This is a genomic window from Kitasatospora sp. NPDC034023, from assembly GCF_055575795.1.
The window spans coordinates 85,873-107,351 of record NZ_JBVIRY010000027.1 but is presented as its reverse complement, the minus strand read 5'-3'; the positions used below and the strand labels follow the sequence as shown (position 1 = coordinate 107,351).

The following is a 21,479-nucleotide window of genomic DNA, read 5'->3' as shown; positions in this document are numbered from 1 at the left end:
TGCCTCCAGGGGAGCGGGTGGGTACCGGCCAGCGCCGCTCACCACGGCGCCCCGCTCGCCGGACCTGGGTGGCCGGTGGGCGGGGCGCGGTGGTGGGCAGCGTCGATGCCCGGTGAATCGGCGGGTTAGGGGCGGGTGGTGGGGTCGTCGGCGAGGTCCTGGGCCTGGGCGAGGTGGGCGGCCGCGAACTCGAGCAGCTGGTGGCGCTCGCCGTCATGCCCGGGGATGGCCCGCAGGTACTGGCCCGCCGCGAGGAGATGCCGGCCGGTTTCGTGGAGCCGGGTGTCCAGGAGAAGGTGGGCGGTGTCGCGGACCGGCGCGGTGAACGACGCCAGGGTGAGCGGGGTGCGCTCGTCGGTCGCGGCCAGGTCGGCCAGCGCCGTGGCGTGGCGGCCGATCAGCATCTGGACGGTCACCGGGGCGGTGGGCTCGGTCAGCTCCTGCTCGGGGGCCGGGCTGAGGTCGTGGCAGTAGACCTCCACCAGGTCACGGCCAGAGGCGTTGATCCGGCCGGTGGCCGTAACCGGCTGCCCGACCTCGACGAAGAGCCGCTCGCGCAGCGGCATCCAGGTCCGCGGGAAGACGCGGAGGTCGATCTGCCCGGTGGTGTCGGTGAGCGTGAGGGTGGCCCACTGGTTGCCGGCCCGGTTGGTGTGCTGGCGGGCCTGGGTGATGGTGCCGACGAGCCGGACCTCGCCCTCGGTGCGGCCCGAGGCGCGTAGGGCGGCGACGGTCAGGCGGGCCGGGGCCGGGGTCGTGCAGAGGGCCTGATCGATGATCACGTGTTCTCCAAGGCAGTCTTCGTTCTCGGCCGGGCGGCCGCGCCGCTCACCGGAACCCGGCCCGTGCCCGGCTGGTGGCCGGGTGGCGGTGGGGGTCCGGTGGGCAGCGTCAGCGTCCGGGACGACGGTCAGTCCAGTCCGGCGCGCAGCCGGTCTGCCTGCTCCTGGGCTGCGTGGGCGGCCGCCGGGTTGGCGCCCGCGCCCAGGGCGGCGGCCCTGGTGTAGACGCGGATGAGGGACTGGCGGGTGGCCTGGTCCAGGGGCGGCATGGGGCGGCCGTCGCGCCTGGCGGCCCATCGGGCGGCGAGGGCCTCGATGTCGGACAGGTCCACCCGGTACTGCGGGGCGGCGGGGTCGGGGTTGGTGGTCATCGGTCCTCCGGGCGCGTGTGGCGGGGTTCGGCCGGGCGGCCGCGCCGCTCACCACGGCGCCCCGCGTGCCGGGCCTGGGTGGCCGGGTGAGCGGGGCGCGGTGGTGGGCAGCGTCAGTGCCCGGTGCGGTGGTGGCGGACCTCGTCGAATCCTTCGTGGAGAAGGAGGGCGCGGGCGGAGCGGGCCATGCGGTGCTGGTAGCGCAGGACGTCTTCCGGCACCCGCTGGTGGTCGGGCCTGCCCGAGTTCCGTGCGAGGCACAGGCCGAGTGGGGCGTCGGTGAGGACCGCGACTGTGCGGCGCCCGTGGGCGTGGGCGAGGTCGACCAGCTGGAGCCGGTGGTGACTCTCGCAGCTCACGTTGTCGATGTACGTCGTGAGCCCCCTGCGCAGCCGCATGCTCAGGATCTGGTGCTGGAGGAGGAGGGCGTCGGCCGTCGCGGCCTGGTCGCCGGGCTCGGAGGCGACGGCGCGCAGCTGGTCGAGGCTGACGATCTGGTGCGCTGGCAAGGTGAGCAGCGCCGTGGACTTGCCCGAGGCGCTGGCGCCGATCATGACGACGACGTCGCCGGGTTCGACGGGGTCGAGGGTGCGGGCTTCGGCGGTGGGGAGGGTGGTGGTCACGGGGGTTGCCTCCGGGGTGGGGTGGTGGGTGGTCAGACGGCGGCGGACAGGAGTGCCGCAGCGGAGACGGTGAGGACGGCGACGAGCGCGAGGCGGGCCGCCCACTGGAGGAGGCGCATCTTGCGCTCGCACAGCACGCTGAGGGCGTGCAGGCGGGCGGGGCGGACGTCGTCGGCCAGGGCCTCGCGAAGTGCGTCCGGGTCGGTGCAGCGGGCCCAGCGGGAGAAGCCGTTGGACCTGGTCGGGTCGAGCTTGGGCATGACGACCAGGACCGAGAGCAGCGCGGAGGCGACGGCGGTGGCGATGCCGACGGCGGCCAGGGCGAGCGCGGACGTGGGCGCCTTGCTGAGCGCGGCCACGCCGGCGATGAGGACGCCGGTGAGGCCGAGCAGCAGCGATGCCTTGCTGTCCGTTCGCGCGATGTCCGCGCTCACGGCGGCCAGTTCGCGGTCGAGGGCCTGGTCGAGCGCGGTCAGCGGCGTGGTGGTGTCCATCGGGGTTTCTTCCCTCCCTGTCGGGGTCCGGCCGGGCGCCGGCTCCGCTCACCACGGCGCCCCGGCCGCCGGGCCTGGCCGGCACCGGGGGCGGGGCGCGGTGGTGGGCAGGGTCAGAGCCCGGACTCGTGGCACTCGCAGTTCGGGACGGACTGCCAACCGCTGGGGGTGCGCGTGCGGGTGGGGCCGGCGCCCGGGATGCCGCTGCCGCCGCAGGTGGTGCAGGAGGCGTCGGCCCCGGGGTCGAGGGCCCATTCGAGACCGCAGGTGCGGCAGCGGGCGCAGTCCGCGTAGTCGTCGCTGTTCCAGGCCGGCTCGCCGTACTCCTCGGCGCCGGGTGTCTGGCAGCGCGGGCAGGTGATCGTGTACTGCCGGGTGCGGATGGCGTGGCCGAGGGGGTCGGCGATCACACCGAGCAGCACCTGGTGGTTGATGGCCTCGTACTCGGCGACCCGGTGCGCCAGGCTCAGGGCCTGCTCCCGGGTGTGCTTGTAGGCGGCGGCGCGGCCGATGTCCCTGACGGGCTGCCAGCCGCCGTCCTCGCCTTCGGCCCAGGCCCGCAGGCCGACCAGGGCGCCGTCGGTCACCGCCCAGCCGGTACCGGTCTCGTCGCGGCGCACGACGATCTCGCCGTAGCCGCCGACCGGGCCCTGGGGGATCGGCACGCGGAACTCCACGGCCAGCGCCAGCTGCTCCTCCGGGGACAGGGTGCTGTTCATCCTTCTCCTTCTTCCTGCTTGGGGTTCGTGTCTCTGGTCAGCCGGCGGTGGTCGGGCGGCCGGTGCGCCCACCGAGCAGGGGCGAGAAGGCCTGCGGCTTGCGGGACCAGCGGACGTAGTCGACGCTGCTCGCCGCGTAGGTGTTGGTCAGGAGGCTGCCGGAGCGGTCGAGGCAGTCGTGCAGGCGGTCCAGGCGGTCCCAGGCCAGCCGCAGCTGGCCGATGAGCCAGTCCCGGTCCTCGCCGGTGAGCTCCTCGGCGGCGGCGACGGCCTCGAGGTGGCCGGTGTCCTGGATGGCGGCCGCGAGGAAGGCGTCGACGCGCTGCGCTTCCTCGGCGGTGACCTGCTCGCCGATCCGTTGGGCTTCGTCGGCGCGCGGGTCGTCCTTGTAGGTGGCGAAGCTGCGCTCGGAGAGCGCGAGGCGGGCCAGCTCCCAGTCGGTGCCCTCGCCCAGGATGCTGTCCTGGCGGAAGGTTCTCCCGGGCTGGTTGAACGGCTCGTAGGCGGTGGCGGCCAGGGTGGACGTGGTGGTCACGGGGGTCCTCCTGCCGGGGTCCGGCCGGACGGCCGCGCCGCGCACCACCGCCCCCGCCGTCCCGGCCTGGATGGCGGAGCGGCGGGCGCGGTGGTGGGCAGCGTCAGTGCCCGGAGGCGGGTCAGGTCCAGGCGCCGGTGGGGTCGTCGCTGATGGTCTGCGCCTCGGCGACGACGGCTGCGGGGAGGGTCCAGGGAAGGTGGAGGCCGTCGTAGGACCGGCGGGGGACCAGGTGGATGTGCAGGTGCTCCACGGACTGGGTCGCCTCGGGGCCGATGCTGGTGATGAGGTTCGCCGGGCCGGCGCCCTGGGCGAGCTCGGCGGCGCGGCGCATCGTCACGGCGGTGACGGCCGGGTCGAAGGCGGCGTCGGGGACGTGGCAGGTCGGCAGGACGAGCAGGTGCCCGTCGGTGACCGGGTTCAGCGGGACGATGGCGAGCGCCTCGGGCCAGCGGGCCACGACCTGGGCGGGCGCGAGGCCGGCGGCGATAGCGCAGAACACGCACCCGCCACCGGCCTTCTGCGCGGTGGGCGCGGTCACCGGCTCGTCTCCACGACGGGCAGGTGGACGTGGCGGTGCGTCACGGTCACGGCGGCGCCGAGGCCCTGGAGGAGCCGGCCGACCTCCCGGCCCAAGGAGACACTGCGGTGCCTGCCACCGCGGCAATAGACATGGATGCGGACCGTCTCGCCGGACAGCGCGGCGTGCTGGGCCAAGGCCCGGCGCACCGTGCGGTCGGCGATCTCGCGGGCGCCGGGGGTGGCCAGGACGTAGTCGAGGACGTGCTGGTCGAGGCCGGTGGAGCGGATCATCTGCTCGCGCACGGCGGGGTCCTCCGGCGGGTTCCTCAGAGCGGTCGTCAGATCGACGGTGAGGGCGTCGCCGAGCGGCGGGTCCTGGTGGAGGGTGCCGAAGGTAGTGATCTCGAAGGTGGCGGCGGCGAGCTGGTCCGCCGTGGGGATCGTGCTCAACGTGTTCTCCGATCTGGTGGTCAGTGCCGGCCGGACGGCCGCGCCGCGCACCACCGCTGCCCGCCGTCCCGGCCTGGGTGGCGGGGGCGGCGGGCGCGGTGGTGGGCAGCGTCAGCGCCCGGCGGCGGGCGCGGTGGTGGGCAGCGTCAGCGCCCGGCGGCGGGTCCGGGGGCCGGTTCTCCGCGCAGGGCGGTGGCGAGGATCGCGGCGTGGTCGAACGCCAGCTGCTCCGGGAGCTGGTCGGACGGCCACCAGCGGGCGGTGCGGGCGTCGTCTCCGGCGGTGGTCGCGGTGTCTTCGGGGACGACGGCGAGGTAGGCGACGGTGACGTACCGGCCGCGGGGGTCGCGGCCGGGGGTGTCCCAGGCGCCGAGCTGGAGCAGGTCCGCGGCGTCCACCCGCACGCCGGTCTCCTCCGCCAGCTCCCGGGCTGCCGCCTGGCGGCTCGTCTCGCCGGCGTCGACATGGCCGCCGGGCAGCGCCCAGGCGCCCTCGTACGGGGGCCAGCCCCGCTCGATCAGCAGGACGCGGCCGTCCGGGGTGGTGGCGACCACGTCGGCGGTGTAGCGAATGGACTCGACGGTCTCGGTCATTTCAACCCTTCCTGACGGCTGTTGGGGCGGTCCCGGCCGGGCGGCCGCGCCGCGCACCATGGTGGGCTCGGTGTGCTGGTTCACGGGGTGCTGCTCCCGTTCGGATCGGTGTCCTGGTGTTGGTGCCGGGGCCGCCCGGCGGTGCGGGGCGGGCCGGGTGGTGCGGGGTCAGCCGGGTGGTGCGGGGTCAGCCGGTCAGGCGCACGGGCATGACCAGGTGCTGGTAGGTGGCGTCGTTGCCGTCGCCGAGGCGGCCGGCCAGGTACGCGGGCTTGTGCGGGTGGCGGACGTGCAGCTCGGCCTCGCTCGTTCCGAGCGCCTTGAGGCCGTCGGCGAGGAACTGCGGGTTGAAGGCGAGGACCAGGCCGTCGCAGGTGCCGTCGGTGTCGGTGCCGGCGGTGTGGACGGGGATGCGGTCGCTGGCCTGCGCGTCGTCGCCGGAGCCGGCCTCGATGCGCAGCTGCTCGCCGCCGGGCTCGACGACCAGGCGCACGGGGGTGTTGCGGGTGGCGACCAGGGCGACGCGCTGGAGCGCTGCGACCGCCTCGGAGACCGGGACGGCGATGGTCATCGGCCACTCGCCGTCGAAGAAGGCGCCCATCTTCGGGAACTCGTAGCCGTCCAGCAGGCGGGTCATGTAGGTGCGCCCGCCCGGGATGGACAGCCCTAGCAGGCCCTCCGACCAGTGCAGCGTGAGGGTGTGCTCGCCCTCCAGCGCCTTCGCGGCCTCAGCGAGGTTCTTCGCGGGCACCAGCGCCGCGGCCTGGTCGTCGCCGTCCTTCTTCTTGCCGCGCTTCGCGGGCGTCGGGAGAGTGCCGGTCGGGCGGACGGTCGGGCGGACGGTCAGTTCCTTGTGGGCCATGCGGTAGCGGTCGGTGGCGTCCAGGTGCAGGGCGTCGCCGTCCAGTCGCACCTTGATGCCAGTCAGCGCGGGCAGGGCAGTGTCGGCGGAGGCGGCGACGGCGACCTGGGCGACGGCCTCGGCGAGGACGTCGGCCTGCACGGTGGCGACCGCGTCCGGCAGGGCGACGGTGGCCGGGTACTCGTCGACGGGGAGCACCGGGAGGGTGAAGCGGGCCGCGCCGCAGCCGACGACCAGGCGGGCGCCGCCGTCGACGAGTTCGAGGTCCACGTCGGCGGTCTTGGGCAGTCGGGAGCAGATGTCGTTCAGGAGCCGGCCGGGCACCAGGGCGGTGCCGTCGTCGGCGATCTCGGCGGAGACGGTGGCGGACGTGTAGACCTCGCCGTCGCAGGCGGACAGGCGCAGGCCGCCGTCGCCGGTGGCCAGGAGCATGCCGAGCATGACGGGGACCGGCGCGCGGGACGGGAGGGCCTTGGCGGTGTAGGAGACGGCGTCGGCGAGGGCGGAGACGGGCAGGCGCAGCTTCACGGTTCGGACGCCTTTCAGGGGGCTGGGCTGGTGTCGGATCTGGTGGTGGAGGCGGGGCCGGTCAGGCCTCGTCGTCGTCCTCGTCGTCGGGGCCGGAGAACTCGCAGTTGGAGTAGCCGGTGTCCAGCAGGAGGCAGTCGCCGTAGTCGTCGGCGCTTTCCAGGACGAGTTCGGCGGTGCCGGCCCAGCCGGGGACGACGGCCATCACCGGGGCGTGGTCGGGCAGACCGGCCAGGACGGTGGCGAGCTCGCAGACCGTCAGCACTCCGGCCAGGGCCGTGCGGCGGGGAACAGAGGGCTGCAGGCCCGGCACTTCACCGTCGCCGTCGGTGGGGGCGGGCAGGTGAAGGTCGAGGGCCTGTGCGTTCGGGTCGGGTTCGGGCGCAGTGGTGTGCAGGACCAAGGCGCCGTCCCAGGTGGTGGAGCGCACCGGCCAGGCGGCACGCCGGTCCCACTGCGGGATGCCGGAGACGACCATCAGGTGGTCGGGCAGCTCGGTGATGCGGGCGGTGAGGTCGCCGACGGTGAGGCGGGCAGCGCTGTAAGGGGTGCCGGTGATCCGCCAGGGCGCCTGGCGGTCGACCGGGCGGCGGTGGGCGGCGGCCTTGAGAGCCTCCGAGATGGCAGTGACCGCGGCGGCGCCCATCTCCTCGGGGCTGGCCGGGTCGGCGGTGACGGTGATGCTCACGACGTCCTCCAGGCGGATCGCGGTGTCGGCCGGTCGGCCGGCCCCGTCCCCGGAAAGCGGCCCGCCCGCCCCGGCTTGGGTGGCGAGGCGGGCGGGGTGCTGCCAGGGGCGAGGCTGGTAGGCCGGTCAGGTGCGCTGGAAGCGCTGGGTGTCGGGGTTCCAGCGGGCGTCGGTGATCAGGCGGTTGAGGTCCTCTTCGGCGTCGGGGGCGTCGGCGGGGCAGGGCACCAGGCCCAGGCCGGGGATGTCGCGCACGTACCAGCCCCACTCACGGCACTCGGCCGTTCCGGGCCACTGCCCGGTCCAGGTGCTGCGGCAGCGTTCGTCGTCCTCGTCGTGGCCGCACATCAGGTGCTGGCGGCCGGTTTGGGCGCAGAGCGCGATGTCGCAGCCGTCCTGGTGGATGTCGCCGGGGGCGACCTGGCAGTCCGGGCAGGGAGCCTGCGCCGCGGAGTCGGACCGGTTGGTGGTCACTGGGATTGTTTCCTTCCAGTTGATACGGGCCCGCCCGCCCCGGCCTGGGTGGCGGGGCGGGCGGAGTGCTGCCGGGGGCGAGGCCGGTCGACCGGTCAGTTCTGGGTGTCGGTCAGCGCCTGGTGGCCGGGTACGGTGCGACGTCCTCGCTGGAGCTGGGTGACGGTGCCGGCGAGGTAGTGGTCGCGCAGGTCGAGCGGCCACGTGCTGAGGCGCAGGTCGCTCACGGCGATGACGGTCTCGACGGCGGCGGGGCGGCCGGTGGTGACCAGGCGGTACAGCTGCCCGGCGAGCGGCTCGCGGCGCAGGATGCGCTCGGTCTCGTCGATGAGCAGGCGGATGCGCGGCTCGGCCTCGGTGGGTTGGTGGGTGCGCTGGCGGGCGTCGCGCAAGGCCGCGTTGCGCTGGTCAACGATGGCGAGGGCGTCGGTGAGCATCTGCTCGGCATCGGTGGTGTGGCGGTCGGCGGTGGTCAGCTCGTCGTGGAAGTGGATGGCCCAGGTGGTGGTGGCCTCTTCGCTGGCGGCCTGGGCGATCAGCTGCTGGAGGCGGTAGGACTTGCCGGAGCCGGTGGGGCCGACGATCAGGTGGGTGGTCATGCGGGGTTCCTCTCGGTGGTGACCGCCGGGACGGCCGGGTGACTGGGTGCGGGAAGCGGTCCGCCGCCCGGCCGCAGTGGCGGGGCGGGCGGACGCGGTGTGGGGCGGGACGGCCCGCCAGGGTCAGAGGCTGTCGGCGGGCTCCGGCAGGCTGCCCTGATCGGTGTTCTTGAGCAGCGGCAGGCCGTATTCGCCGGCGTTGCGGCGTACCAGCGTGCCGTTGCCGGCGAGCATGGAGCATCTGTTCAGGACGGTCTTGCGGGCGACTCCGGTGATCTCAGCGATCGCGTCCAGGCTCAGGAAACCCACCTCCTCGTTCATGGGGTCGCGGTAGTCGTCGAGGATTCGAAGGATCTTCTCCTCCGCGGTGGGTTCCTTGGTCAGGACGGTCGGCGCGGGGCCGGGCTCCCAGGCGGTGCCGTCGCCTTCGCCGTCGGTGCCGGTGGCAGGGCGTGCGGTGGGGTCAACGGGGGTGGCGGCGATCAGGTCGCGGTCGTCCCAGCCCGGGAAGTCGTGCGGGATCGCGATGTTCGCCGGGTCGAACAGACCGGCGGCGGATTCGAGGATCCAGGCGCGCATCATCTCGGCACGCTCGTCCGGGCCGACGACGTAGCCAACGCCGAACGTCCTGCGCGGATCGTCCTCGGGGACCGTCGGGTCGTAGATGAGCGAGTCGTTGCTGCTCTGCCAGAACGCCGGGATCTTCGACGGGTCCACGCCGTCGAAGCTGTCGGGGAGGTCGACGCGGTTCTTCTGCGCCCCGTCGCTCCTGAGCAGGATGAGCGCCCCGCCGTAGAAGACGTTGTCGCGGATGCTGGTGTCGGAGCCCATCTTGTCGAGGTTGAGGATCTGCCCGCACAGCACGACGCACATACCAAGCGAGCGGCCTGTCTCGGCGACGGCGGCGACGATCATCGCGGCCTCGGCCAGGAAGGGCGAGTTCTCGCCGAGCAGCTGCGCGAACTCATCCAGGACCAACGCGATGAACGGCATCTCGTCGGTGGCGACAAAGTTCTTCATCCGCAGCCGCTGGGACTGGGCGACGCGGTGCAGCAGGATCGCGTACGCCAGACGCAGGGCGCCCATCGCCTTCTCGCGCCCGCAGCCGGCGTAGGACGCCATGTCCTCCACGTCCGGGTTCGAGCTGCCCTTGGGGTCGGCGTAGATGATCGCGACCTTGTTGACGTGGTACGAGAGGCACACCAGCTGGAGGACGCCGCCCTTGCCGGAGCCGGTGACCCCGGCGACCAGGACGTGCCGGGCGCCGCCCTTGAGGTCGAACAGCTGGATCCGGGAGGGGCGCCCCGAGATGCCGGTGCCCAACGAGACGAACCCGTTGGGATTCGCGCGCAGCGCCTCCGGCCCGGGCAGGGGCCTGCCGTCCTCCAACGGCGAGCGTTCCATCTTGCGGAACTTGGCGCGGCGCGGGTCCTGCGTCGGCTCGAAGGAGACGAGCAGGGGCGTGGTGTGCAGCGCGCCGGCGAGCTGGTGGATGTCGGGGACCGTGACGGTGTCGGTGTCCTCGTCCGCGACGACCCACGCCGCGACACCGCCGGTGGCCGGGTCGTCGATCAGCCCTTCGAGGTGCGTGCCCGGCACGCAGCCTCCCTTACGCGCCACGCGCCGCAGCCACCGGTCCTCCAGCTCGCCGCGCTGCGCCTGCTCGGCGGGCGGGGCGACGAGGTCGACGTGGATGTACTTGGAGCTGGTGTGGGGCCCGTCGGTGATGCGCACCCAGGCGGCGGGGATGCGGTAGACGCCGGAGACGCTCTCGCGGGTGACGTTGACCGGCCGCCCGGGCGGGGCCTGGACGATGCCCTCCCACCCGGCCGGCCCGAGGGCGGTGAGGTAGAGGTCCTCGCCGGTGTGCACGCCGTACTCGCCGGAGATGTGGGCTTCCCACAGCTGCAGCACCTTCCGGACGGCGGGCGAGGGCTGGTCCGGCTCGGCGCTCTGCTGCGCCGGGGCCACCTTGCGCCGCGGGCGGCGGCTGCCGCCCAGGACCCGGCGCAGGGAGAAGCCGACGAAGGCGATACTGCCCCACCAGGCGATGGAGACCAGGCCGGAGACGGACGGCAGCTCCATCCATCCGGCGGCCAGGGCATCGATTCCGGGCAGACCGCTGACCGTGGCGGTCGCGGACGCCGTCGCCGTGGCGACGGCGGAGACGAACATCGGCCGGCGGTGCGCCCGCACGATGTCGCCGCCCGGCACCGCCTCCAGCGTCCGGTCGGCGATCAGACCCGCGTAGTTCGCCCCGGCGACCAGCACCGGCGCGGCGAGGAACGTGCACATGGTGGTGGCGGCCTGCGCCTGCAGCAGCGGCATCACCGCGGCGGTGACCACCGGGGCGGCCACCTCCGCCACGGCGAAGGCCTTCTCGACAGACGCGCTGCGCACCGCCTCCGGGGCGGGGGTGGCGTGGTCGGTGGTCACGGCATCTCTCCTATTCCTGGGTGTACCAGCTGCTGTTGGCCATGGGGACGGACGAGCGGTCGACGGCTTCCTGGATGCCGTTGTGCAGGCGGGCGGCCTCGTTGTCGGCGGCAACGGCGGCGCGGGAGGCCGCGTCGGCGGCCGTCGCGTAGGCGAGGGCCGTAACCGACAGGCCCCGCATGATCCGCGACACCTCGCGGGTCTCGGAGACCGTGGCCGTGTCGACCTTGAGGGCGGCGATCTGCTCGGCGATGCGGCCGGTGTCCCGCGCCTGCGCCTCGATCTCCCTCGCCAGCTTCTTGTGCTCCTCGGTCCCCTTCCGGACTTCCTTGGCCAGTGCCCTCAGCTCCCTGCGCAGCGCGCGGTAGGTCAGCGACTTCGCCACCGTCAGCTCCCTTCCTTGTCCTGGTAGAACTCGCGTTCCGCGGGGCTGGTGAGCGGCGAGTCGACGACGGCCTTGTAGACCACGCCGTGCCGCTTCTCCGCGTTCGACGCCAGCACCTTGACGGCCTCCGTGCCACGCTCGGCGCCCTTCTCGGTCTGCTCCGCCTTGGCCCGCAGCGACTGGACGCGCTCGGCCAGACGCTGCGCCATGGCGACCAGCCGGTCGCCGCCCTTGACCTGCTTGGCGTCCTCGGCCAGGCGCTGCGCGCGGGTCGCCTGGTCGACGGCCGTGGCCCGGATGTCCTTGCTGCCCTCGGCGACCTTCGCCAGCACCTGGCCCTTGGCGGCCATGCGGCGCTCGAACTGGCGCAGGGTGCGGACCTCGCCGCGGGTCATGCCGCGCTGCTCGCCGTCGGCGACGAAGGTGACCCCGTCCTGGAGGACCGCCACGTTCCGCGCGGGCTCCGCCTCGGCCGCCGGGGCCGGTGCGGTGGGGCCGGCCTGGGCGGGAATCCTGGTCGGGCCGGGTGCGGAGACGGCCCCGGTGGCCGGGGCTGTGGGGGGCTTGTTCGCCCGGTCAGCGGTCGATCCGCTGACCGGGACCATCCCGGCGGCGGCATTGTTCGGGTCGTGCATCGTCGTCCTTCCGTCCCACGTGGCGGGACCGGTCGCAGAGGTAGGGGTTGTCTTCGTGTCGGCCTTCGCCGGCGCGCAGCCCGCCGAGGCACGCTTCGGTCCCGCCGCGCCGGGCTTCACCGGCCCGGCCGGTGCGGTCTTGGGCTTGCGGAACTTGTCGTCCGGGCCTTTGCGGTCCGGCGGCGTTTGCGGGGAGGCCGGCTCCGGCGTGGCGCCCACGAGGCCGGAGACCTTCGCTCCCTTGAACTTGGTGTCCGCACCCTTCGCGTCGGCGGGGTTCGCGTCCCGCGCTCCGCCGGGGCCCACGGGGCCGCCCGGCGTGCTGCCGCGCCCCGGTGCGGCACCGCCCGGTGCCGGGCCGTTGTCGCCGGGCTTCGGCCCGCCTCCTGGTTTCGCGCCGCCCGGGTCGTCCTTCGCGGCTCCGCCGTCCCCGGCGGAGCCGTCGGGCTTCGACGTCCTCGCCCCGCCGTCGTCCTTGCCGCCCTTCGGCGCCGTGGGGTCGGCCGTCTTCGAGTCCGTCCCCTTGGAGGTCTTCTCGTCACTGTGGTGCTTGTCGTCCTTGCCGGTCTTCGACGCGGTGTCGTTCTTCGAGCTCTTGGTGTCGGCGGACTTGGTGTCGTTGCTGTTGCTGTCCCGGCTGTCCTTGCCGGTCTTCGACGCGGTGTCGTTCTTCGAGGCCTTGGTGTCGGCGGACTTGGTGTCGTTGCTGTTGCTGTCCCGGCTGTCCTTGCCGGTCTTCGACGCGGTGTCGGCCTTGGAGGCCTTGCTGGCTGCGGTCTTCGCGTCCGTGCTGTCCGCCTTGCGGACGTCCCGGTTGTCCTTGCCCTGGTGCTGGTGGGTCTTGTTGTTCAGGTCGGCCGTCTTGGCGTCGCGCTGGGAGCGGTGCTGGGCGGCGTGCTCGTTCTTGGCGAGCAGGTCGGACTTGTTGGCGTTGGTGGTGTTGGTCGAACTCCCGGAGACCCGGGTCTCCTTGACGTCGTGGGACTTTTTGATGGTGGTGGCCGTGCCGGTGCGGCCCAGCCGCTGAGCGAGGGCGCGCACCAGGGCGCCGATCGGGCCGTCGCGGCCGTCGTCCTTGCTGTCGGCTCCGGCGGCGTTCTTCCCGGTGGTCTTGCCGGTCTCGGCGCTGGCGGGGTCGGCGGCGGCGTCCTTGGGGTCGAGGTCGGCGGTGGTGCCGAGGACGGAGCGGGCGGGCTGGACCGGGGCGAGGAGGTCGGCGAGACCGCTCGGCGCGGCGCCCGCGCCGGACGCCGGGGCCGGTTCCGCGGGCGCCGCCGAGGCGGCGGGACCGGGGTCCGGAGTCGGGGGCGCGGGGTCGGTGGGGGTGCTCGGGGCGGGCGCGGACGGCACCGTGGGCGGGTGGTCGGGCGGAGGTGGAACGGCCGCGGCAGCGGGAGTCGCCATCACATTGTCCTTACTCTCGGTAGCCTCCCTCCCACTCCCTCCCACTCTCTGAAAGCCTCCTTCACGCCCATGACCGGTACTTGGGAGAGGGGAAGGCCTGTTTCATGGATGGGAGGGAGTGGGAGGGAGTCACGGACGGTTACTTGCGGGCGAAGTGCTTCTTCAGGTAGCCAGCGGCCACGGCGACGCCGGCGACCCCGAGGACGGCCAGGCCGACACCGGAGTTCGAGGTGTCGTCGCCCTCGCTCGTGGCCACCTTCTGGGCGGTGTTGACCATGCCCGGGGAGTCGACCGCCGGGTACGCCTTGGCGCAGTCGGCGACGGCCCCGTAGGCGCCGGAGGCCTTGGCGACGCACGCCTGGACCGCCTCACGGCGCGCCTTCTGCGCGTCGGATTCCACGCCGCTGGTCTTGGCCATCTCGGCCGCCAGCGACGCCTCCTGCTTCTGCTTCTCCAGCTCCAGGCGGGAGCTGTCGAGGGCGATCTGCGCCTTCTTGACCTCGGCGTCGGCCTCAGCGGAGGCGTACTGCGACCAGGCGACCATCCCGGTGGCGACCAGGACGACACCCGCGACGGCCACACCGGCCTTCGCGCGGGGGGACAAGCGGGCGTTGGGGGCGTAGGCGCCGTGCAGCGGCGGCGTCTGCTTCCACGACGGGATGCTGCTGATGTCGTAGGCGGGGTCGTTGTAGACCGAATCGCGGTCGGCCATGGTGCGTGCTCCTTTGTCTGTTCGGTGGTGCTCGGCGCCGGGGCCGGACGCCTTCGCCAGCCGCCGAAGACGCCCTGGTGGGGCGCGCCGGCGACCGGCCGAGAGGCCCGGATCTCGGTGGGTTGTGGGGCGGTCGGTCAGCGGCGCAGCCGCGGGTGGCACCACCAGCAATCGGGGCCGTGGTCGCGCTCGCGGGCGTGAACCAGCAACAGCGGGGTGGCCACGGCCAGGACGACGACCAGGACGACCAGCGCGAGGCCGACCAGGTACTCGAGGGTGTTCATCGGGGGCTCCTTCACTGGGGCCGTGCTCGGTACGGTGGTGCTCGGCGCTTCGGCGCCTTCGGCGGTCACCAGGACGATGTGAGCGTCCTGGTGGCCACCGGAGAGGCCGGTGCTCGGCGGTGCGGGTCAGGGCCGGTAGCCCTGGTTGAGCAGCTCGGCGGCTTCGATGCGGTACTCGGAGGCCGTGGCGGGTGAGGAGACCTCCAGCGCCTGATGGATCTCCGCCAGCGGCAGGTCCGCGATCTGGACCTGACCCGTTTCGGGGTCGGCCCTCTGCAGGAGCATCCGGGCGACCTTGCGCACCGCCCGCTGGCGCGGCGTCAACTTGGCGGCGTCCTCCGCTTCGACCGCGCGCTTCTCGATTTCGGCAGCAGCCCGGCGCGTTTCGGCAGCGGACTTCTCGGCTTCGGCGGCGGCCAGCTTGGCCCGCTCGGCGTTGGCGAGAGCGGCTTGCTCGCGCTCGCACTCCTCGGCCGCGAGGCGGTCCTTTTCGGCGGCGGCCAGCCGCGTTTCGGCGGCGGCGAGCTCCTTTTCGGCGGCGGCCTCGTCGGCTTCGGCAGCGGCCTTGCGGGCGATCGCGATGGTCTGCGTGTCGATCGCTGCGGCCTCGGCCGCGGCGACCCGGTCGGCCTCCTCGATCGCCCGCCGCTTGTCGGCAGCCTGCTGTTCGAGCTCGGCCGCCTGGAGGTCGGTCTCGGCCTTCGCCTTGCGCTCCTGCGCCTCCAGGAGCTCGGCGGTGGCGGTGCGGGCGCGGGCCTCGGCCGTCGCCGCGGTCTCCAGCGCCTTCTCCTCCAGAGCGGCGGCCCGCTCGGCGGCCGTGACCTGAGCCTTGGCCTGCGCCCGGGCCTGCCCGGTCTCCCCTTCCACCTGGGCCCGGACCGTCTCCACCTGGCCAGCCGCACGCAGGGCCTCCGCCTCGGCCCTCGCCGTGGCCTGCTTGCGGCGGGTGTCGGCCTCCAGGCGGCGGCGCTCGGCCTCCTCCTGGCGGGCCTCGGCGGCCTGGTCCTGCTCGTCCGGCATCGCGAGGGCCTTGGCGACGGTGTAGCCGTGTGGGGCCATCGTCATCGGCAGCTGCTCGTCCTCAGTGGCCTTGGACAGGTCACCGTCGTACTTGCGCTTGAGCCACAGCTCGTAGGCGATGAGCTCCTGGTCACGGCGGACCATCTCCGGGTAGGAGTGCACGTCGTACAGCCGCATCCGCCGGTAGATCCGGGACGTCGCGATGGGTGCGAGGATCCAGCGGATGAGCGGGATGGAGTCGCGTTCCGCCTGGTCGGGGCGCACGACGCGGTCGATGGAGTCGCGGCCGACCTCGACCACCATGATGAACAGCACCGGGACGACGCCGTGCGCGAACGCGGCGACGTAGTCGAGCAGCTGCCAGGGCCTGCCCTGCGGGGCGGCCGAGGCGGCGTTGAGGACGACGGTGGCGGCCGTGAGCAGCCACACGGGGTAGCGGATCCAGTTGATGGGGCGCTTGAGCCAGGCCATCAGCAGGTCGACCGCGATCATCACCATGATCCCGGTGTCGACGCCGACCGCGAACAGCCGACCCTGGTCCAGGGTGGAGAAGTGCAGGCGCCCGAAGGCGAACGCGGCGACGTGCCCGAAGGACAGGTAGAGGCCGATGCCGGCCAGGGCGAGCGCGGCCGCCACGATCCCGCCGGCCGCCAGCTTCTGCGGAGTGGTCAGCGCCCCGGTCGGGCGCGCGGGCGAAGCAGGTTCGGCCGTCTCCGAAACCGCCCGGCGCGCGGGCGAAACACTCTCAGGCGCTCCCGAAAGCGGCGCGGGCGGTGCCGAAACGGGGCCTGGCGCGGGGCGCGTCGGGCCGGTCGGGGCCGCCGTCGGCGGCATGTCGGTGATCGTCACAGGGGCCTCCGGAAGGCTCGGTTCAGGTGGGTCCGAAACGGCGGCCGGCGCTCCCGAAACGCGATCACGCGCTTCCGAAACCGGCCGCCGCTGGGGCGAAGAAGAGGCCGCCGGGCCCGAAACACGGACCCCGACCGACGCGGCGGTCAGGCCTGGTGGTCGCCAGTCAGGTCCGCGACCTGGCGCAGGTGCTCGCGCTGGCGCTCGACGGCGTTGAAGACCTCCCGGTTGAGCGGGTTGCGGCCCCAGCTGTCGTAGTCGCTGCGGGCGCCGAACTCCCAGGCGGTGTCAACGCCGGCCTTCTCGCAGGCCTCGCGCTGGGACAGGTTGCTGTAGTTGTGGGCGTTGTGGACGTCGACGATGGTCCGGGCCTTGCAGTCCCAGGCCGCGGCCTCCGCCAGCGCCTTCTCCTGGGCGGTGACCAGCTGGAAGACGGTCGAGCGCCAGTGGGTGTCGGCGGTGGAGTCCAGGGAGGCGAAGAGCCGGTCCATCTCCTGGCGGGCCTGGGCGTAGGCGGTCCACAGCTCATCGGCGCCGACGACCGCGGCCTTCAGCTCGCGGACGTACCTGGCGTCGAGCCACAGCCTGCGGGCGTCCTCGTACTCGGCGGCCAGGGCCTCGCGGGCGGCATGGGTGAGGGACTCGTCCCGCCATGCCTCCGCCGGCATCACCGGTTCATTCTCGGTACCCGTGAACGGCTTGAAGGTGAAGACGAGGTTGTTGAACTCGGTCTTCGCGGTGCCCTGGTAGTTCTGGTGGTGACGGCCTTCAAGCTGCTGGGCGATCTTGTCGAAATCGCCGAGGCTGATCACGAACATGGTGTCCTCCGTTGAAGTGGTGAAGCCGGTGCGTCGGGCACCGTCGAACACCGCCGCACCCCGCTCCCCGTGCTGGCAGGGCGGGACGCGGCGGCGAACGACAGCAACCGGGCGGGTCAGGAGTGCAGCTCCCGCTGGACGGTGGGGTAGCGGGGGACCGTGAGGTACTCGACGACGGACTGAGTACTCACGCACCACACGCCGGGCACCTGCTCGTAGGGGATCAGCAGCAGCGCCTCATTGAGCATCGCGGCCAGGGCGCAGGCCTCGCCGCGCATCGCCATGAAGCGGGACCACAGCTCGTCGCGGGTCAGCGCGTCGTCGATGTATTCGGCGGTGGTGAACGCAGCAGCGGCCAGGCGAGCCTGCGCCAGCTGCACGGTGATCCGCGTCTGAAGGTCCTCGTTGCCAGGCGGCAGCGGGTTCTCCAGGCTCATCAGCGGGTGCAGATCGATGTACGGGGGCGGCACATAGGCCATCTGCTGCTCCTTCGTCAGGGGTAGGGCGCGGCCGGTGGGTCGGGCACCGACGAACACCGCCGTGCCCGGCCTCCGAGGGGGGTGGGCGCGGCGGCGAACGACAGCAACCGACGGTCAGGCCAGGGCGGCAAGGCGCCGCAGCGCCTCGACCTGGTCGGGGTGGGCGGCCTCGTGCAGGACGTGCCGCTGCTCCAGGAGCGCACCGCCGGTGGCCGGCTGCTCCAGGACCGGGTCGGCCCAGGCCGCGACGTCGCGGGCGTCGAGCTCGTCCATGAAGGCCACGTACTCGGCCTGGTCGGCCTCCTCGTAGTCGCGGTGCATCTGCTCCAGCCCGGCCTGCCAGGCGTCGTACTCCTCGGTCGTCCTCACGGGCGGTCCCTTCTCGTGTCGTAGCTGGTACTACTGCTGCTGGCCGCCGGCCTTCGCGGCCTGCGCCCGGGCGTGCATCTCGCGGGCCCGGCGCAGCAGCTCGTCCATCTGCTGGCCGGTCCAGGCCTGGTCCTCGGGGCTGCTCACCGGCCACCACCGCCGGGGGTGGGGGCGGGCGGGGCCGGGGGCGCGGGTGGGGTGCCGCCGTTGCCGTTGGCGTACGCGCGGCAGGCGGCGAGATCGGTACAGGTCACTGGGGGCCTCCGGTCTGCTGCTGGCGCAGCTGCTCGGCGAGCAGCCGCTCGGCGGCGCGCTGCGCCTCGAGGGCGGCCTGTTGGGCGGCGATCTGGCGCTGGAGGTCGGCGGCGGCCTGGATCGGGTCCATCGCGGTCACCCGGCCATCGGGAGGTCGCGGAGGAGGCCGTCGAACGCCTGGCTGGTGGCGGCCGGGCGGAGCGGACGAGCGGCAGCCGCGTTGATGGTGTCGGCGAGGGCGTCCAGGCCGACCGGGTCGGCGGTGCGCCGGGCAGGAAGTGCGATGCCAGCCGCGTACTCGCGGCCGCGCTGGCGGCGGACCTGGGCCACTGCGTTGTCGAGGAGCGCCAGCAGGGCCTCGAGGCCGCGGAGTCCATCGGGCAGGCCGTGCTCGAGGACGTGGGTCCACACGTCCTGGGTGACGTCCTCGTCCAGCTCGACGGCGGCCGGGCCGATGGCGGCGAGGCGCTCGCCCGCGGCCGCGAGGAGGCGGCAGGAGTATCGGGCGTACAGGTCGTCGATGGTGCCGCTGCTCACCGGGGTGGTGCTGGAGAGTGCCATGATGGTGTCCACGGTCGTAGTCCTCTCGTCGTTGGGTGGTGCGACCGGCGACGGCCTCGGGGCGCAATCCCGGGGCCGTCATCTGTGTCTGGCTGCTGTACGAGCAGCCACGGCCGCCCACCCCGCATGTCGGGGGTGGGCGGCCGTGGTGGTTCGTGCAGCTGGCGGTGGTCAGGCGGCGAGGCCCTTCCGCTTCCGGTGCTTCCGGGGCGGCTCGGTGGCCACGCCATCGGGCAGGGGCAGCGAGAAGAGGGGGCCCCGCGCGCCGTACAGGGGCTGCTGCCGCAGGACGTCCGTGACGAGCACGCCGACGCGGACGACTTCCCAGCCCTTGGCTCGCTTCCGCGCGGCCCGCTTGGCGGAGACGATGGGCTCGGCCGGGCGACCCTGCGCGATGTGGAGGACAGCCGGAGGCTGCGGGGCCTTGACCTTCTTCAACACCGTGGTCGGCCGACGGGCGGCGACCTGGGTGCTCCCCTCTTCGACCTGCTTCGCCCAGTGCGCGACCTTGACGTCGATCTCGACGATCCGGCGTGCGGACGGGCAGCGGGTGTCCCGCTGGCCGGCTTCCAGCTCGGCGCCGGACAGGTCGGTGGAGTAGTGGTCGCGGATGGTGCGCGTCTTGTCGCCCATGATCCGCTGCCATGTCTGGCAGTCGGGGCAGACCACGGTATTCACCTCGCCCGGGCGGAGGTTGTAGCGGCTGGGGAGCAGGGTCGAGAGCTTGAGCGGGGGGAGAGCGGAGCGGCGCTTGGTGCGGGTGCGAGCGGGCATCTGGGCCTCCTGGCAGGGAGATGGAGAGTCCGGGGAGCGGAGTGCTGCTCTCTCCGCCCGCCAGGCCCGGCCCGAAGGCCGGCGTCCTGGCGGACAGACAGCGCAGCAGCGCTGTGGTGGAGCCATATGTTCAGCCCAGCAGCTGCAGTGATTAGGAGCGGATGGGCTCGACTTGATCACTGCCGAAGCGATTGGGCCTGCACGCCTGACGGTCCAACAGGACCGCCCCGACCAGAGCCGGTTGGCTTATGTCTGAACTGTACGTACAGAAGATTGGCGCCGCAAGTCTTCTGTACGTACAGACTTGACAAATAGCCGAACGCGCAGGTCAGCGACGCGCAGTACGCGTGTCGGCACGTTCCGTCGCGGCCTCCGCCACGCCCGGCCGGCGGGCTCGGGGGCGACGGGGCGACCAAAACGCGCTATCTTCTGTACGTACAGAACGGACACGATGAGGGAGTGACGGGTGCCAGCCGACAGCAGGGCACGCTGGGAGTGGGTCTACGACGACCTCAAGCGGCAGATCGAACAGCACGAGCTGTCTGCTGGCGACCAGGTCCCCGGTGAACTCCAGCTCGCCGACAAACACAAGGTCAGCCGTCAGACCGTTCGGACCGCGCTGCAGCGGCTCCAACACGAGGGGCTGATCAACGAGGGCAAAGGCAGGTTGGGGCGCACTGTTCGCGAGTGGCGCCCGCTGGTCTACCGGCCGCAGTCGGAATTTCGGCGGAAGCCGCCGACGGTCGACATCTACACCCAGCTGCTCCAGGACGAGGGGCGCGATGGTACCCAGACCATTGAAGTGGGTGTGGAACTGCCGGACGACGCAGTGCGGCAGCGGTTGCAGCTCGCCCAAGGCGTGCCCGTCGGCTACCGACGGCGGACCAGCTTCGTCGACGGCGTGCCCTTCGCCACTGACGACTCGTATGTTCCCCTTCGAATCGTCGAGGGCTCGGAGTGGATGACACCGGGCAGCGTCGAACGCGGCACCAATCAGGTGCTGGCCGAGCTCGGCCATGAACTGGTGGAGTCGCTCGATGAGATCTACCCGCGGCTCCCGCGAGCCTCGGAACTGGAGCGGCTTGCTCTCCCGCCCGGCACCCCGATGGCCGAGCTGATCAGCACTGGACACGACTGCGAAGGGCAGCCGGTCCAGGTCACCATCTGTCTGCTGCCCGGGGACCGCCACGTGATCGTCTACGAGCGGAATCGGCGCGCCAAGGAAACCGAGCCCGAGACCGAAGAGGCGGTCGCAGAGTGATCATCGCGCGCGCTGAACTCGCCGACCTGCCGCGGCTGGCCCGGTTCCGGACCGACGCCGCAGCCTGGCTTGCCAAGGCCGGCAGCGACCAGTGGTCCACGGACTTCCCCAGCGACCACATAGCTCGAAGCATCCAGGCCGGGGACGTGTTCGTCGTCCGGGAGTCCGCAGGGGCCGAACTCGCGGCCACCATCACCCTCGACACCGAGACCGACCCGCTCCTCTGGACGGCCGACGAGCGCGAGGTCGCCGCCATGTACATCCACAAGCTCACGGTGGACCGGGCGTACGCCGGCCAGAAGCTCGGCACCCGGCTGCTGGACTGGGCCGGCGACCGCGCAGCACGGCGCGGGGCCAAGCTGCTCCGCCTGGACGCCTGGACCAGTAACCGCCGGCTCCACCAGTACTACTTGGAACACGGATTTCAGCACGTCAGGACGGTTCTCAACCCCGAAGTCGGCGGCTCGGGCTGGGTAGCCCAGCGCAAGGCCGTTGTCGCCGACCACGGGTTTGACGACCAGACCGCCAGCTAGGCAGGGGGGCGAACTTGTTGGACATTCAGCTCGTCGGAACGTCAGATCGACACGGTGCCTATGCCGTTACTCCGAGTGTTGTCCACAGGGGTAGGCTTGCGCCGACAGTGATCCAAAACGACTTCGCCGCCCGGACCCGAGAGTCCGGACGGCGTTCAAGTGGAGCGGCGCCCGGCCAGGGGCCCGTCCCGGTCAGCCACGTAAGGGGTGGTGACGTGATGCAGGGTACCCGCAGTGGCGCCCCCTCATACGCGCGGCACCCCGCCGTGGAGTCGACCGAGGGTTCTCGGGTCTCGCTCCGGCGGGGTGCCGTCTCTGTATGTGTGGCCGGCCACGGCGGCCCCCGAGGCGGGGGTGTTCCGTGACCTAGCCCTCGTCTGCGGTGCCGGACCTTTCCAGGGGTCTAGCTCCGCTGGCCGCTCCCCCGGGTTTTCCACCCCGGATCAACGCGGCCTTCCTGCTTC

General features: G+C 72.8%; 27 protein-coding genes. 2 read left to right on the top strand and 25 right to left on the bottom strand.

The features are described 5' to 3' along the window. Positions 1–125: 125 nt before the first annotated feature. From ACZ52R_RS30480 to ACZ52R_RS30360, 25 genes are all read right to left on the bottom strand, one after another. Positions 126–782, bottom strand: coding sequence for an OB-fold nucleic acid binding domain-containing protein (locus ACZ52R_RS30480; protein ID WP_465664418.1), 657 nt, complete (start codon positions 780–782; stop codon positions 126–128). A gap of 128 nt (positions 783–910) precedes the next feature. Further along, positions 911–1,153 (bottom strand): hypothetical protein, encoded by a 243-nt coding sequence (locus ACZ52R_RS30475; protein WP_465664419.1) that lies wholly within the window; start codon positions 1,151–1,153, stop codon positions 911–913. Between the two features lie 113 nt (positions 1,154–1,266). Continuing rightward, the gene (locus ACZ52R_RS30470; RefSeq protein WP_465664420.1) at positions 1,267–1,776 is read right to left on the bottom strand and encodes an AAA family ATPase; all 510 of its coding nucleotides are present in this window, start codon (positions 1,774–1,776) and stop codon (positions 1,267–1,269) included. Positions 1,777–1,808: 32 nt separating this feature from the next. Then, complete coding sequence (locus ACZ52R_RS30465) at positions 1,809–2,270, bottom strand: Pycsar system effector family protein (RefSeq protein WP_465664421.1); 462 nt, start codon at positions 2,268–2,270, stop codon at positions 1,809–1,811. Between the two features lie 113 nt (positions 2,271–2,383). Further along, the gene (locus tag ACZ52R_RS30460; protein ID WP_465664422.1) at positions 2,384–2,989 is read right to left on the bottom strand and encodes a hypothetical protein; all 606 of its coding nucleotides are present in this window, start codon (positions 2,987–2,989) and stop codon (positions 2,384–2,386) included. 37 nt (positions 2,990–3,026) lie between these two features. After that, positions 3,027–3,524, bottom strand: coding sequence for a hypothetical protein (locus tag ACZ52R_RS30455; protein WP_465664423.1), 498 nt, complete (start codon positions 3,522–3,524; stop codon positions 3,027–3,029). 121 nt (positions 3,525–3,645) lie between these two features. Then, on the bottom strand, positions 3,646–4,065 hold the full coding sequence (locus ACZ52R_RS30450) for an HIT family protein (RefSeq protein WP_465664424.1): 420 nt from the start codon (positions 4,063–4,065) through the stop codon (positions 3,646–3,648). Beyond that, positions 4,062–4,496: a RapZ C-terminal domain-containing protein gene (locus tag ACZ52R_RS30445; protein WP_465664425.1), complete on the bottom strand. Its 435-nt coding sequence runs from the start codon at positions 4,494–4,496 to the stop codon at positions 4,062–4,064. The genes ACZ52R_RS30450 and ACZ52R_RS30445 overlap by 4 nt, the downstream gene beginning before the upstream one ends. A 146-nt stretch (positions 4,497–4,642) precedes the next feature. After that, entirely contained in the window at positions 4,643–5,089 is a 447-nt protein-coding gene (locus ACZ52R_RS30440) for an NUDIX domain-containing protein (protein ID WP_465664426.1), read from the bottom strand. 187 nt (positions 5,090–5,276) lie between these two features. After that, positions 5,277–6,479: a DNA polymerase III subunit beta gene (gene dnaN, locus ACZ52R_RS30435; protein ID WP_465664427.1), complete on the bottom strand. Its 1,203-nt coding sequence runs from the start codon at positions 6,477–6,479 to the stop codon at positions 5,277–5,279. 61 nt (positions 6,480–6,540) lie between these two features. Further along, entirely contained in the window at positions 6,541–7,167 is a 627-nt protein-coding gene (locus ACZ52R_RS30430) for a hypothetical protein (protein ID WP_465664428.1), read from the bottom strand. 126 nt (positions 7,168–7,293) lie between these two features. Then, a complete protein-coding gene (locus ACZ52R_RS30425) occupies positions 7,294–7,641 on the bottom strand; it encodes a hypothetical protein (RefSeq protein ID WP_465664429.1) in 348 nt (115 codons plus the stop codon). Positions 7,642–7,736: 95 nt separating this feature from the next. Further along, positions 7,737–8,240 (bottom strand): ATP-binding protein, encoded by a 504-nt coding sequence (locus tag ACZ52R_RS30420; protein WP_465664430.1) that lies wholly within the window; start codon positions 8,238–8,240, stop codon positions 7,737–7,739. A gap of 123 nt (positions 8,241–8,363) precedes the next feature. Then, positions 8,364–10,676, bottom strand: coding sequence for a type IV secretory system conjugative DNA transfer family protein (locus tag ACZ52R_RS30415; protein ID WP_465664431.1), 2,313 nt, complete (start codon positions 10,674–10,676; stop codon positions 8,364–8,366). A gap of 10 nt (positions 10,677–10,686) precedes the next feature. Further along, positions 10,687–11,061: a hypothetical protein gene (locus ACZ52R_RS30410; RefSeq protein WP_465664432.1), complete on the bottom strand. Its 375-nt coding sequence runs from the start codon at positions 11,059–11,061 to the stop codon at positions 10,687–10,689. A gap of 2 nt (positions 11,062–11,063) precedes the next feature. Further along, the gene (locus ACZ52R_RS30405; RefSeq protein ID WP_465664433.1) at positions 11,064–13,100 is read right to left on the bottom strand and encodes a hypothetical protein; all 2,037 of its coding nucleotides are present in this window, start codon (positions 13,098–13,100) and stop codon (positions 11,064–11,066) included. A gap of 139 nt (positions 13,101–13,239) precedes the next feature. After that, positions 13,240–13,812: a hypothetical protein gene (locus ACZ52R_RS30400; RefSeq protein ID WP_465664434.1), complete on the bottom strand. Its 573-nt coding sequence runs from the start codon at positions 13,810–13,812 to the stop codon at positions 13,240–13,242. A gap of 137 nt (positions 13,813–13,949) precedes the next feature. Beyond that, on the bottom strand, positions 13,950–14,096 hold the full coding sequence (locus tag ACZ52R_RS30395) for a hypothetical protein (RefSeq protein WP_465664435.1): 147 nt from the start codon (positions 14,094–14,096) through the stop codon (positions 13,950–13,952). 126 nt (positions 14,097–14,222) lie between these two features. Further along, positions 14,223–15,752 (bottom strand): DUF2637 domain-containing protein, encoded by a 1,530-nt coding sequence (locus ACZ52R_RS30390; protein WP_465664436.1) that lies wholly within the window; start codon positions 15,750–15,752, stop codon positions 14,223–14,225. Between the two features lie 359 nt (positions 15,753–16,111). Then, complete coding sequence (locus ACZ52R_RS30385; RefSeq protein ID WP_465664437.1) at positions 16,112–16,783, bottom strand: hypothetical protein; 672 nt, start codon at positions 16,781–16,783, stop codon at positions 16,112–16,114. 116 nt (positions 16,784–16,899) lie between these two features. After that, positions 16,900–17,262, bottom strand: coding sequence for a hypothetical protein (locus ACZ52R_RS30380; RefSeq protein WP_465664438.1), 363 nt, complete (start codon positions 17,260–17,262; stop codon positions 16,900–16,902). A gap of 114 nt (positions 17,263–17,376) precedes the next feature. Continuing rightward, positions 17,377–17,631, bottom strand: a complete 255-nt coding sequence (locus ACZ52R_RS30375) for a hypothetical protein (protein ID WP_465664439.1) — start codon at positions 17,629–17,631, stop codon at positions 17,377–17,379. 250 nt (positions 17,632–17,881) lie between these two features. Continuing rightward, positions 17,882–18,016 carry a hypothetical protein gene (locus ACZ52R_RS30370; RefSeq protein ID WP_465664440.1) on the bottom strand — a complete coding sequence of 45 codons (135 nt, stop codon included), beginning with the start codon at positions 18,014–18,016 and terminating at the stop codon, positions 17,882–17,884. A 5-nt stretch (positions 18,017–18,021) separates the two neighbouring features. After that, positions 18,022–18,459: a hypothetical protein gene (locus ACZ52R_RS30365; protein ID WP_465664441.1), complete on the bottom strand. Its 438-nt coding sequence runs from the start codon at positions 18,457–18,459 to the stop codon at positions 18,022–18,024. 159 nt (positions 18,460–18,618) lie between these two features. Further along, positions 18,619–19,221: a hypothetical protein gene (locus tag ACZ52R_RS30360; RefSeq protein ID WP_465664442.1), complete on the bottom strand. Its 603-nt coding sequence runs from the start codon at positions 19,219–19,221 to the stop codon at positions 18,619–18,621. A gap of 466 nt (positions 19,222–19,687) precedes the next feature. Between ACZ52R_RS30360 and ACZ52R_RS30355 the strand changes: the two genes are divergently transcribed. Together ACZ52R_RS30355 and ACZ52R_RS30350 are read left to right on the top strand one after the other, a co-directional pair. Further along, positions 19,688–20,482, top strand: a complete 795-nt coding sequence (locus tag ACZ52R_RS30355) for a GntR family transcriptional regulator (protein WP_465664443.1) — start codon at positions 19,688–19,690, stop codon at positions 20,480–20,482. Then, positions 20,479–21,015: a GNAT family N-acetyltransferase gene (locus ACZ52R_RS30350; RefSeq protein WP_465664444.1), complete on the top strand. Its 537-nt coding sequence runs from the start codon at positions 20,479–20,481 to the stop codon at positions 21,013–21,015. The genes ACZ52R_RS30355 and ACZ52R_RS30350 overlap by 4 nt, the downstream gene beginning before the upstream one ends. The last annotated feature ends 464 nt before the right edge of the window (positions 21,016–21,479 follow it).

Excerpts from the sequence above, each read along its gene's own strand:
- ACZ52R_RS30395 (WP_465664435.1), bottom strand. The coding sequence starts at position 14,096 with ATGAACACCCTCGAGTACCTGGTCGGCCTCGCGCTGGTCGTCCTGGTC.
- ACZ52R_RS30385 (WP_465664437.1), bottom strand. The coding sequence starts at position 16,783 with ATGTTCGTGATCAGCCTCGGCGATTTCGACAAGATCGCCCAGCAGCTT.
- ACZ52R_RS30440 (WP_465664426.1), bottom strand. The coding sequence starts at position 5,089 with ATGACCGAGACCGTCGAGTCCATTCGCTACACCGCCGACGTGGTCGCC.
- ACZ52R_RS30370 (WP_465664440.1), bottom strand. The coding sequence starts at position 18,016 with ATGGACCCGATCCAGGCCGCCGCCGACCTCCAGCGCCAGATCGCCGCC.
- ACZ52R_RS30405 (WP_465664433.1), bottom strand. The coding sequence starts at position 13,100 with ATGGCGACTCCCGCTGCCGCGGCCGTTCCACCTCCGCCCGACCACCCG.
- ACZ52R_RS30380 (WP_465664438.1), bottom strand. The coding sequence starts at position 17,262 with ATGGCCTATGTGCCGCCCCCGTACATCGATCTGCACCCGCTGATGAGC.
- ACZ52R_RS30460 (WP_465664422.1), bottom strand. The coding sequence starts at position 2,989 with ATGAACAGCACCCTGTCCCCGGAGGAGCAGCTGGCGCTGGCCGTGGAG.
- ACZ52R_RS30360 (WP_465664442.1), bottom strand. The coding sequence starts at position 19,221 with ATGCCCGCTCGCACCCGCACCAAGCGCCGCTCCGCTCTCCCCCCGCTC.
- ACZ52R_RS30420 (WP_465664430.1), bottom strand. The coding sequence starts at position 8,240 with ATGACCACCCACCTGATCGTCGGCCCCACCGGCTCCGGCAAGTCCTAC.
- ACZ52R_RS30400 (WP_465664434.1), bottom strand. The coding sequence starts at position 13,812 with ATGGCCGACCGCGATTCGGTCTACAACGACCCCGCCTACGACATCAGC.
- ACZ52R_RS30475 (WP_465664419.1), bottom strand. The coding sequence starts at position 1,153 with ATGACCACCAACCCCGACCCCGCCGCCCCGCAGTACCGGGTGGACCTG.
- ACZ52R_RS30465 (WP_465664421.1), bottom strand. The coding sequence starts at position 2,270 with ATGGACACCACCACGCCGCTGACCGCGCTCGACCAGGCCCTCGACCGC.